Raw genomic sequence first — 11,024 nt, forward strand, 5'->3', positions numbered from 1 at the left:
GGTAGCTCGCTGGGCTCATAACCCAGAGGTCGCAGGTTCAAATCCTGTCCCCGCTACTCGTGAGAGGCGAAGGCCCCGGACCTACTGGTCCGGGGCCTTCGTCGTGTCCCCGCCCGTCGGGGCCGGCCGGCGCCGGAAGTCGGCCGCGAGGACGAGGCGTTCCGGGAGCGGGTGCAGGAGTTCCTCGACTCCCTCGTCTCCCACCACGTCCTGGACGGCGGCCGCCTCGTCGTCGCGCACGCCGGGCTGCCCGAGCGGTTCCACGGCCGCGCCTCCGGGCGGGTGCGCGACCCCGACCTGCTGGACGTCGACGACGTCCTGGGCCGTCGGGTGGTGGAGACCGCCGAGCACGGCCGGGTGAGCGTGCGGGAGGAGAACGCCGCCGCGGCCCTGGAGGTGGTGAGCCGGTTCGCGGTGGACCCGCGCTGGCTGCTGCACCTGCCGGCGACGACGGCGCCGGTCGCGACGAGCGCGCGCGAGGGCTACCTGGAGCACCCCGACGAGGCGTTCGCCGCCTACCGGGCGGACGGCGTGCAGGAGGTCGTCCGCCAGGAGAAGCACATGGGCTCGCGCGCGGTGGCGCTGGTGTGCCGCGACGCCGCCGCGGCCCGCGCGCGCTTCGGCGCACCCGGTGGCGCCACCGGCGCGGTGTGGACGCGCACCGGCCGCAGCTTCTTCGGCCCCGCGCTCACGGAGCAGCTCGTGGGCGAGCTGCGCACGGCCTGCGAGCGGACGGGGCTGTTCGACGAGCTGGGCACCGGCTGGCTGCTGCTGGACGGGGAACTCCTGCCGTGGAACGCGAAGGCGGAGGCGCTGCTCGCCGCGCAGGGCGCCACCTTCGAGGAGCGCCCGCACGCCTGGCACCTGGACGTCGCCGACCGCCTCGTGGCGGCCGACCCGGCCCGCTCGGCCGGCACACGCCGCATCGACGTGGACACCACCGACGAGGCGTCCACCGCCGCCGCCACGACGTGGTGGGAGGAGCTGACCGCGGCCGGTGGGGAGGGGGTGGTCGTCAAACCCGCCGCGAACCGGGTGCGCGGGCCGCGCGGCCTGGTGCCGCCGGGGCTGAAGGTGCGCGGCCGCGAGTACCTGCGGCTGACCTACGGCCCGGACCACCTGCGTCCGGAGGACCTGCAGCGGCTGCGGCAGCGCTCGCTCGGCCGCAAGCGCTCGGCGGAGCTGCGCGAGCACGCCCTCGGCCTGGAGGGGCTGGCGCGCGCGGCCCGCGCGGAACCGCTGTGGCGGGTCCACGAGTGCGTCCTCGCGGTGCTGGCCATGGAGTCCGAACCGGTGGACCCGCGCCTGTAGGCGGCGGGGGCCCGCCCCGCTGCGGCCGGAGCCTCAGCGGGGCGGCTCGGCGAGGTCGAACAGGGCGGTGCCCTGCGGGCTGGGCAGCGGGGTCAGCAGGTCCACGACGCAGCCGCAGTCCAGGCAGGGGGAGAGCACCTGGGCGTCGGGGCGGGCGCCGTCCGCGGCGGCGGCCCGCCGCCGGTCGTGGGGGCTGAAGGTGTGCCAGCAGTCGTCCACGTCGCTCCCGTCGCGCCTCGGCCCCGAGCCCGTCCCGGGTCCTCCCACCGACCACTGTGCCGGGGGCGGCGGGCCGGGCGGGGCAGGCGCGCCGGGGCCCGGACGCGCGGCGGCCGCCGCCGGGGAACCTCCCCAGGCGACGGCCGAACCTCCGCGGGTCAGGCGCCTCGGCCCCGCGTCGCCTCCGGCTGCGACTGGACGTTCAGCCGGTCCCACTTCACCGAACGCGCGGGGGCGGTGAGCGGGTCCTTCAGGGCGAGCACGTCCAGGCCCTTCTGGATGTCGCTGGAGTAGATGTAGCCGTTGTAGTAGTACGCGGACCACGAACCGCCGATGACGAGCTCGGTCTCCGACAGGGGCCCACGCTCCCAGTACCCGATCTCGACCGGGTTGGCGGAGTCGGTGAAGTCCCACACCGAGATCCCCCCCTGGTACCAGGCCTGGACCATGATGTCGCGGCCCGGCACCGGGATGAGCGAGCCGTTGTGAGCCACGCAGTTCTCCGTGTCCGCGTTGATGCGCGGGATCTTGAAGTAGCTGCGGCGCTCCAGGTACCGGTCGTCACCGGAACCGGTGATGTCGTAGATGGCGTCGGCCCCGAGTTCCGCGCCGACGGCGCGGGTGCAGGTCGCTGCCCCACCGCCGCCGAGCTCGTCGGTGAAGACCACCTTGGTGCCCTCGTCGTTGAACGTCGCCGAGTGCCAGAACGCGAAGTTCGGGTCCTGCACGCGCTCGATGACGCGGGGGTACAGCGGCTCGGAGATGTCCATGAGGATCCCGTCGCCCATGCAGGCACCGGCGGCGAGGTCCTTGGCCGGGTAGACGGTGATGTCGTGGCAACCGGAGGTGGCGCTGGTGTACTCGTCGCCGGGGTTGCCGCCGTCCGGGAAGAGGACGGGCTCAGCGACCAGCGAGGCGTCCTCGGGCGCGTCGAACGGCACGGCGACGATGGAGATGAGGTCGTGCGGCGGTGCGCAGTCGGGGAACTCCTCGCGCGGGCCGTAGGAGGAGACGTACAGGTACGCGGTGCGGGACTCCTCGTCGGGCAGCAGCGTGTGGGTGTGCGAGCCGCACTTCGTCTCCACCGCGGAGACGTACCGCGGCGAGGTGGGATCGCTGACGTCGAACACCTTGATGCCCTCCCACGCGCTCTCCTCGGAGGCGGGCAGGGCCGTGCTGGAGCAGGAGTCGTCGCTGCGGCTGGAGTCGGTGGACAGGAACAGCAGGTCACCGTGCACGCTGACGTCGTTCTGGGAGCCGGGGCAGAGCACCTGGCTGACGATCGAGGGCGCCTGCGGGTGCTTGACGTCGTAGATGGTGAAGCCCTGGTAGTTGCCGACGTATGCGTAGTCGTCCTGGAACGCGATGTCGGTGCCGAAGGCGTCGACCCCCTCGAAGCCCTGCTGCTTGGGCACGTTGGCCAGCTGCAGGAGGTTCGGGGTGGAGGCGACCTGGTCGACGGCGGGCACACCGGCGGGCAGCGGCGGAGCGCTGGTCGCAGCCGTGGCGGTCGGCAGGCCCAGGCCCAGCAGGGCGAGGGACAGGCCCGCGGCCGCCGTGCGCCGGGGAACGCGTCGGCGGTCCCGGAGAGTGGTCCCGTGTGCCGGGCGAACGCTGGTGGAGGGGGGAGTGCTCACGTGTTCCTCACTGGTCGTCCGATCAGTGACACGCAGTGTGTACGGTCGCACAAGATTCGTACAGGGTTGACCTCGGCGACACCCAGCAGATAGACAGCCGTGGGTGAAGCGCCTCACGCCTGCCGCGCTGCTGTGCGCCACCGCCCTCCTCGCGGGCTGCACCGTCGCCGAGTCCGACGTGCCCGAACCCACCGCACCCGTCGTGCTGCCTCAGGGGCCGGGGGAGCCGGCGGCGACGACGACGGCCGTCCCGCCCGCCGAGGACCCCGCCCCCGCCGAGGCCGACGTGGAGTTCGCGGTGATGATGGTCCCGCACCACCGGCAGGCCGTGCAGATGGCGGAACTGGCGCCGCAGCGCGCGCGGGACGAGGCCGTGCGGACCCTCGCCACCCGCATCGCCCAGGGGCAGGGCGCGGAGATCGACGTCCTCACCAGTTGGCTCGACGACCGCGGGGGCGTCGCCTGGGCCGCCGCTCAGCAGGACCACCACGGTGGTCACGACACCGCCGACATGCCGGGCGCGGTGACGACCGAGCAGTTGCAGGAGCTCGCCGACGCGCGCGGGGCGGGGTTCGACGAGCTGTTCCTGGACTTGATGATCGACCACCACGAGGGTGCTCTCGCCATGGCGGGTGACGCGCTGCGCAGCGGCACCGACGTGCGGATGCAGGAGCTGGCCACCGATGTCGCCGTGACGCAGGAGGTCGAGGTCCGACGGATGCGGGAACTGCTGGAGCGCGTCGCCGGGTAGGGCCGTGACCGTCCGGGGCGCCGGCCCGCCCCGGACGGCCGGTGCGTCAGCGGACGGTGCTCACCAGCGGCTGCACCACGGAGCGCAGCAGGTCCGGGCCGTCCAGCGTCAGCACGGACTCGGGGTGGAACTGGATGCCGGCGAAGCCCCCGCCGCGCAGGGCCACCACCTCGTCGGCGGGGCCGGTCGAGACCTCCGTGCCCTGCGCGGCCAGCCGCCGGACGGCGCCGTCGTCGACGCGCGCGGTGAACGAGTTGTAGAACCCCACGGTGGCGCGGCGGCCGAACAGGTCGACCTCCAGCTGGGTGCCCTGGTGCGGGGCGTCCTTGCGGCGCAGCGGCAGGCCCAGCGTCCCGGCGAGCAGCTGGTGACCCAGGCACACCCCCAGCAGCGGGTTGCCGCCCTCGCGCGCGGCCCCGCCCAGCTCGCGGGCCAGCGCCCGCAACCGGGCGATGCGCGGGTCCGCGGGGTCCTCCGGGTCGCCAGGGCCGGGCCCGAGCACCACCAGGCCGCGGTGCGCGGCCAGCGCCGCGTCCAGGCCCGGGTCGTCGTAGCGCAGAACGCGCGCCCGCAGGCCCGCCGAGGCCAGCAGGTGCACCAGCATCGCGGTGAACGTGTCCTCGGCGTCCACCACGAGCGCCTCGCCCAGCGGGGCCCCCTCCGCGGGCCGCTGCGGCTCCAGCCAGAACCGCGCCAGCCGGTCGCGACGGGAGGCCAGCAGCGAAGCGACCCGCGGATCGGCCACCAGCGGCACCCGCCGCGCCGGCGCACCCGCCCCCGCGTCCTCGCGGCGCGGCAGCGGCGGCAGGGCACCCAGGGCGCGCAGCACGCCGGCGGACTTCGCGTGCGTCTCGGCGACCTCACCCTCCGGGGTGGAACCGCGCACCAGGGTCGCACCCACCGACACCCGCACCCGGCCGGTGCCGGAGCCGTCGGTGCGCACGTCGGCGGTGCGGATGAGGATGGGGGAGTCCAGGGTCTGCGCACCGTCGGCGTCGCGGCCCAGCAGCGCCAGCGCCCCGGCGTAGTAGGCGCGCCCCGACGGCTCGAACCGCTTGATGACGCGGCACGCGCTCTGCAGCGGGCTGCCGGTCACGGTGGCGGCGAACATCGTCTGCCGCAGCACCTCCCGCGCGTCCAGCGTGGAGCGCCCGCGCAGCTCGAACTCGGTGTGCGCGAGGTTCGCCATCTCCCGCAGGTACGGGCCGTGCACGGTGCCGCCCAGGTCGCCGACGGAGCACATCATCTTCAGCTCCTCGTCGACCACCATGAACAGCTCCTCGACCTCCTTCGGGTCGGCGAGGAACTCCACCAGGCCGTCGGCGTCCGGGCCGGACGCCGGGTACCGGTAGGTGCCGGAGATGGGGTTCATGACGACCTCGCCGCGGGCCATGCGCACGTGGACCTCCGGGCTGGCGCCCACGAGGGTGCGCGAGGTCGAGCCCCCGGTGCCGTCGTCGCCGGGCACGTGCACCACGAACGTCCAGTAGGCGCCCTGCTCGGCCACCAGCAGGCGGCGGAACAGGCTCAGCGCGGTGGTCGCGGTGAAGCCGTCGATCGCGCCGTCCACGTCGCGGCGGATGACGAAGTTCGCCCCCGAGCCCTGGGCGATCTCGTCGTCGATGATGCGGCGCACCACCGCGGCGTAGTCGTCGTCGGACAGGTCGGGGGCCACGTCGCGCAGCGGCACCTCCGCGTCGGGCAGCACGCGCAGCGCGTCCTCCAGCACCAGCTCGTCGGCGTGCTCGACGCGCAGCACCTGCAGCGGTGTGCCGTCGTCGTGGACGTCGAAACCGCGCTCACGCAGCTGCCGGAACGGCACCAGGGCCAGGGCGTCGGGTGCCGCGGAGCCGGGCGTCCCGGTGGGCAGCGGCACGTCCGCGAGGCGCTCGGCGGTGGTGACGGGCCCGCGCAGCACCTCCACGGGGCCGGGCTCGCCGGTGCGGGGGTCCAGGCGGCGCAGCAGCGCGAACGGCGCGTCGCCGCGCAGCAGCTCGTCGACGAGCGCGGCGGGGTCGGGGTGCGGCACGGGGTTCCTCCTCGGTGGGGCTGGCGCGGCCGGCCGTCGAGGGGCCGTCCCGGGTGGTGGGCCTCCTCGACGAGGCGGCCACCGGGACGTGGGAGCGTCAGGCGACCGCCGACACCCACCACCACGCACCGCTCAGCGCGCGCGGGCGGGAGCCCGGGCGCACGGAGGTCGTCGTGGTGGTCACGAGCCGCACCTTACTCTGCGCGGCGGCGCCGCGGGCAATAGCGTCTGCCCCGTGACCGAGACAGCGCAGTCCCAGCAGCAGGCACAGCAGCAGGCACAGCAGCAGGCACAGCAGCAGGCCCGACGGGACGAGAAGCCCACGGTGTTCGTCATGTTCGGGGCGACGGGCGACCTGTCGCGCCGGCTGGTGATGCCCGCGTTCTTCCAGCTCGCCGCCCTCGGCCGGCTGCCCGAGCAGTGGCGGATCGTCGGCAGCAGCCGCGGCGAGATGACCCACGACGAGTTCCGGCAGTACATCAGGGAGGCGCTGGAGGAGTTCGGCCCGCAGCCCTCCGAGGGGCCCTGGGACGACTTCGCCGAGCACCTCCTCTTCGCCAGCGGCGGCTTCAGCGCCGACGACCCCGGCACCCTGCTCGACGTGCTGGCCGAGGCCCGCGACCAGCTCGGCGCCGGCGAGGGCGACGTGCAGCTCGTGCACTACCTGGCGATCCCGCCGGGCGCCTTCCTGGCCACCACGAAGGCGTTCGACGCGCACGGTCTGGCCGCCGGCGCCCGCGTCGTCTACGAGAAGCCGTACGGCACGTCGCTGGCGAGCTTCGAGGAGCTGGACGCGGAGGTGCAGCGCGTCTTCGACGAGGAGCAGGTCTTCCGCATCGACCACTTCCTGGCGTTCGAGGCCGCCCAGGACCTCATCCACGCCCGCCTGGCGAACCCGTGGTTGGCGGGGATCTGGAACCGCGAGCACGTCTCCCAGGTGCAGATCGACATCGCCGAGACCCTCGACGTCGCCCAGCGCGCCGACTTCTACGACGCCACCGGCGCCTTCCTCGACATGATCGTCACCCACCTGTTCCAGCTCGCCGCCACCGTCGCCATGGAACCGCCCGCCGACCTGCGCCCGGAGACCGTGCAGGCCGCCAGGGACGCTGCGCTGCAGCGCTTCCGCGAACTCGACCCGGCCGAGGTGGTGCTCGGGCAGTTCGAGGGGTACGCGGACATCGACGGCGTCGCCGACGGCTCCACGACCGACACCCTGGCCGCCGCGCGGCTGTGGGTCGACGACGAGCGCTGGGAGGGCGTGCCGTTCCTGCTGCGCAGCGGCAAGAAGATGGCCGCCGACGAGCAGCGCATCACCCTGGTCCTGAAGCCCCCCGCCGACGGGCCGTACGCGGGCGGCGAGCCCGGCGGTGAACCCGCCGTGGTGAGCTTCTCGCTGCTCGAGGGCGGTTCGCTCGACGTGGGGATCGCGGTGCGCCGCCCCGGCGTCGCCGGCGGCACCGTGCGCGGCACCGCGAGCCTGCCGCTGGACCGCTTCGAGGGGACCGAGCCGGCGCTGCCGTACGCGCACCTCATCGACCACGTCCTGACCGGCGACCGCTCCCTGTTCACCGGCGTCGACGGCCTGCGCGCCGCGTGGCGGGCCATCGAGCGGTTCTCGAACGAGCGCCCGCAGGTGCTGCCGTACGCGGAGGGCACCTGGGGCCCGGACGACGTCGAGCGCCTCGCCGAGCCCGGGGAGTGGTTCCTGCGCTGAGCCCCGCCGGGTGCGTCGCTCAGGCCGCCCCGGCCGAGCGGCGCACCCGGCGCAGCTGCGCCTGCACGTAGGGGCGGGCCCGGCGCTGACCACCGCGCGCGGTGACGGCCGCGTCCAGCTCCTCCAGCCGCCGGCGCAGCCACCCCGGGTCCGCCGGCCAGCCGCGCCGCCGGCACTCCAGCAGCCAGTCCACCGGGGAGGTGTGCCCGCGCTCGCCGTTGCAGCGCCGGCACGCCGCGACCTCGTTCTCCAGCCACGACGGCCCGCCCTTGACCCTGGGCACCAGGTGGTCGGTGGTGGGGCGCACCAGGCCGCCCAGCTCCCGCCCGCACCACACGCACGCGGAGCCGTCACGGGCCACCGCCCGCTCCAGGCGGTCGGCGCGGTCGAGCTGGTGCGCGGGGTCCGGCCCGGCGGGGGCGTGCTCGGCCACCGCCCGAGCCTCGCACGGGGGCGCTCCGGCCGCCGCCCCGCGCGCCGTCCGGGCGGACCCGCCGGCTCGGTGGCCCGCCGGGGTCAGGGGCCGGGCGACGGCTCGAGGCGACCCGCCACCCGGTTCTTGCCGGTCCTCTTCGCCGTGTAGAGCAGTTCGTCGGCGCGGCGCAGGAGGTCGTCGCGGCGCACCCGGGCCGGCACGGCTCGCGGATCACCACCGGCCTCGACCACGACGGGCCGGGGTGCGCTCGTGGAGGTCGCGAGCCCGAAGCTGGCCGTCACCCGCAACCCCGGGGCGACGTCGTCGAAGGGCAGGGCCGCCACCGCGAGCCGCAGGCGCTCGCACAGGGTGCTCGCGGCGTCCAGGGTGGTCGCCGGCATCACGAGCGTGAACTCCTCGCCTCCCCAGCGGGCCGCGACGTCGTTGCCGCGGCACCCGGTCAGCAGCGTCTGCGCGACGCGCTGCAGGACCACGTCACCGACGTGGTGACCCAGCGTGTCGTTGATGCGCTTGAAGTCGTCCAGGTCGAGCAGCGCGAGCGACAGCGGTGAGGGGGTGGCGGCCAGGTGGTCGAGCTCCGCGTCCAGGCGCCGCCTGTTGAACAACCCCGTCAGGTGGTCGCGCTCCGACAGCTCGCTGAGCTGCTCGGCCAGCGAGCGGGCGTTGACCAGGGCAGCGGACAGCTCTGCGGTCCGTTCGGCGACGCGGTGCTCCAGCTCGGCGTTGGAGGCCAGCAGGGCGCGGGTCAGCTGCCCGGCCTCCTCGAAGGAGGACTCCACGACCCTCTTGGCGACCGTGACGACCAGCCCGGCGAAGGCGGCCACGAGGGTGCCCATGACCAGCAGGTCCGGGTAGGCCACCGGCCCGGTGCGCCCGTCCACGACCAGCGGGAGCGCGACGGTGGCCGCCACCGTGCCGAGCAGGGCGGCGGGCAGGGCACGGCGGGACAGCCCCACCCCCGCCATGAGCACCAGGGCCGGCAGGAAGACCGGGGGGTTGCTGACGTGCCCCACGGCCACCGCTCCACCGGCGAGCGCCGCGTAGTGGGCGAGGAGCAGGAGCCAGGCGGCGGCGCTGACGCGGCCACGGCGCGCCAGCGCGACGAGCCCGAGGTAGCTGAGGCAGAGCCCGGACATCAGCGCGGCGGCGAGCCCACCGGCGGGGACGACCACGGCCACGACGGGGGTGGACACCGCGATCAGCGCGAGGAGCGTGGCGAGCACGATGATCAGCACGCGTCCGCGGCGGCGCACCCGGTCGTCGCCGTGGCGCACGACGAGCAGGTCGCGCCACGCGGTCCGCACGATCGGTCTCCCTCTTCCGCCCGGCCACCGGCCGGGCAGCGCACCCGGTGCCCTCAACGGCCCTCCCCGGTTCATCGGGTGCTGTGCGGCGGACCTGAGCGACCGCACCCGCGGTCGCTCAGCGGCGGACCGGTGCTGGCTGCGCCGACCAGCGGCTCCACACCCCGCCCAGGTCGCTGGTGTGCGCGTCGGCGGTCAGGGTGCGCGCCAGAGCTCCCGGGCCCTGCAGGTGCAGCGCGTCCGGCTCGTCACCGGCCGGGCGGGCGCCCAGGAGCGTGACGCTGTCCACGCACCGGGCGGTGCCGAGGACGGCGGGGGAGGTGCGCACCGCCGGCTCGCGCAGGTCCAGGTCCTCCGCCAGCAGGGGGCGGCCGTCCAGGTGGGCCCGGGTGCGGGACAGCAGGGCCCCGCCGCGCTCGCCGGTGCGGCCCAGCACGAGCGTCTCGCGCAGCAGCGCCACGGCCCCCTCCGCGAGCTCGACGTCGGTGGACCGTTCGACGGAGGCGCCGTCCGCCACCACGAACGGCTCCCCGTGCCAGGTCAGCCGCGCACCGGAGCCCAGCCGCGCCCGCACCCGCCACGACGCGGGCGGGCCGCCGCGCTGGTCGAACGCGACCGTGCCGGCCACCTCCACCAGTTCCAGCGCGCACCCGGCGCCCACGGCGACGTCGAGGTGGACGTCGTCACCGGCGACCAGCAGCGCCCGGGCACCCACCAGCGCCACCCGCGCGGCCCCGGGTGCGCGGGACAGCACCCGGGGGACCAGGGCGCCGCTGGCCAGGTCCAGCCGGCCCCCGGGGTGCAGGTGGACGCGCGTCACGCCGGCGCGTGCTCGTGCGGGTGGTGGTCCTCGCGGGTGCGCTCGTGGGTGTGCTCGTGGGTGTGCACGGTGCCGTCGGCGTGCGAGTGCGGCGCCATCGGGCCCGGGTCGCGCGCCTCGTGCCGGCCGGCGCGGAACTCCGCCAGGACGCCGCGCAGCCACGCGGTGAGCTGCTCCACCGAGGGGCGGTCGGTGCGCGAGAGCGCCACGACGGGCCGGTCGTCGCGGTGTCCCCGGGCCGCCAGCGCGTCGGCGAGCATGCGCGGCACGTCCACGCCCACGTGCGGTGCCAGGTCGGTCTTGTTCAGCACCAGCAGGTCGGCGCGGGCGATGCCGGGGCCGCCCTTGCGCGCCACGTCCCCACCACCGGCGACGTCGAGGACGAACACCTGCGCGTCGACGAGGGCGGGGGAGAACGTGGCGGTGAGGTTGTCACCGCCGGACTCCACCAGCACGAGGTCCAGCGGGTCGAAGTCCGCCTCCAGGTCCTCCACCGCCAGCAGGTTCGCGGTGACGTCGTCGCGGATGGCGGTGTGCGGGCAGGCGCCGGTCTCCACCGCCCGGATGCGCTCGGGGTCCAGCACGCCCGCCGAGCGCAGGAACCGGGCGTCCTCGTCGGTGTAGATGTCGTTGGTGATGACGCCGATGCGCAGGGAGGCGGACAGCTCCCGGCACAGCAGCGCGATGAGCGAGCTCTTGCCGGTGCCGACGGGCCCGGCGACGCCGAGGCGGAACGATCGGGTGGGCTGGGGCACGGGGTTCCTCCGGGTCGGTGCTGGTGGTGCGGTGCTGAGGGGTTC

The 11,024-nt window shown here is 75.3% G+C and carries 9 protein-coding genes and 1 pseudogene; 3 read left to right on the top strand and 7 right to left on the bottom strand.

From position 1 onward, the window contains the following. Positions 1-135: 135 nt before the first annotated feature. Positions 136-1,311, top strand: a pseudogene (locus tag MN205_RS12055) (hypothetical protein); the annotation flags it as partial. A gap of 33 nt (positions 1,312-1,344) precedes the next feature. Here MN205_RS12055 and MN205_RS12060 read toward each other — a convergent pair. Further along, a complete protein-coding gene (locus tag MN205_RS12060; RefSeq protein WP_242127549.1) occupies positions 1,345-1,530 on the bottom strand; it encodes a hypothetical protein in 186 nt (61 codons plus the stop codon). A 158-nt stretch (positions 1,531-1,688) separates the two neighbouring features. Further along, entirely contained in the window at positions 1,689-3,167 is a 1,479-nt protein-coding gene (locus MN205_RS12065; RefSeq protein WP_242127551.1) for an LVIVD repeat-containing protein, read from the bottom strand. 103 nt (positions 3,168-3,270) lie between these two features. Between MN205_RS12065 and MN205_RS12070 the strand changes: the two genes are divergently transcribed. Next, positions 3,271-3,918: a DUF305 domain-containing protein gene (locus MN205_RS12070; protein WP_242127553.1), complete on the top strand. Its 648-nt coding sequence runs from the start codon at positions 3,271-3,273 to the stop codon at positions 3,916-3,918. A gap of 46 nt (positions 3,919-3,964) precedes the next feature. Here the strand turns inward: MN205_RS12070 and MN205_RS12075 are convergent, their stop codons facing one another. Then, positions 3,965-5,947, bottom strand: coding sequence for an anthranilate synthase family protein (locus MN205_RS12075; RefSeq protein WP_242127555.1), 1,983 nt, complete (start codon positions 5,945-5,947; stop codon positions 3,965-3,967). Positions 5,948-6,182: 235 nt separating this feature from the next. Here MN205_RS12075 and MN205_RS12080 point away from each other — a divergent pair, with 235 nt between their 5' ends. Then, positions 6,183-7,664, top strand: coding sequence for a glucose-6-phosphate dehydrogenase (locus MN205_RS12080; protein WP_242127557.1), 1,482 nt, complete (start codon positions 6,183-6,185; stop codon positions 7,662-7,664). A gap of 19 nt (positions 7,665-7,683) precedes the next feature. Here the strand turns inward: MN205_RS12080 and MN205_RS12085 are convergent, their stop codons facing one another. The 4 genes from MN205_RS12085 to ureG all read right to left on the bottom strand — a co-directional run bounded on the left by MN205_RS12085 (position 7,684) and on the right by ureG (position 10,979). Then, positions 7,684-8,097 (bottom strand): HNH endonuclease, encoded by a 414-nt coding sequence (locus tag MN205_RS12085; protein ID WP_242127559.1) that lies wholly within the window; start codon positions 8,095-8,097, stop codon positions 7,684-7,686. 83 nt (positions 8,098-8,180) lie between these two features. Next, entirely contained in the window at positions 8,181-9,404 is a 1,224-nt protein-coding gene (locus MN205_RS21895; protein WP_242127561.1) for a GGDEF domain-containing protein, read from the bottom strand. Between the two features lie 118 nt (positions 9,405-9,522). Next, the gene (locus MN205_RS12095; RefSeq protein ID WP_242127563.1) at positions 9,523-10,224 is read right to left on the bottom strand and encodes an urease accessory protein UreD; all 702 of its coding nucleotides are present in this window, start codon (positions 10,222-10,224) and stop codon (positions 9,523-9,525) included. Further along, positions 10,221-10,979 (bottom strand): urease accessory protein UreG, encoded by a 759-nt coding sequence (ureG, locus tag MN205_RS12100; RefSeq protein ID WP_242127565.1) that lies wholly within the window; start codon positions 10,977-10,979, stop codon positions 10,221-10,223. Before ureG ends, MN205_RS12095 begins: the two co-directional genes overlap by 4 nt. Positions 10,980-11,024: the final 45 nt, after the last annotated feature.

This window comes from Kineococcus sp. TRM81007, assembly GCF_022669155.1.
Taxonomy (GTDB): Bacteria; Actinomycetota; Actinomycetes; order Actinomycetales; family Kineococcaceae; genus Kineococcus.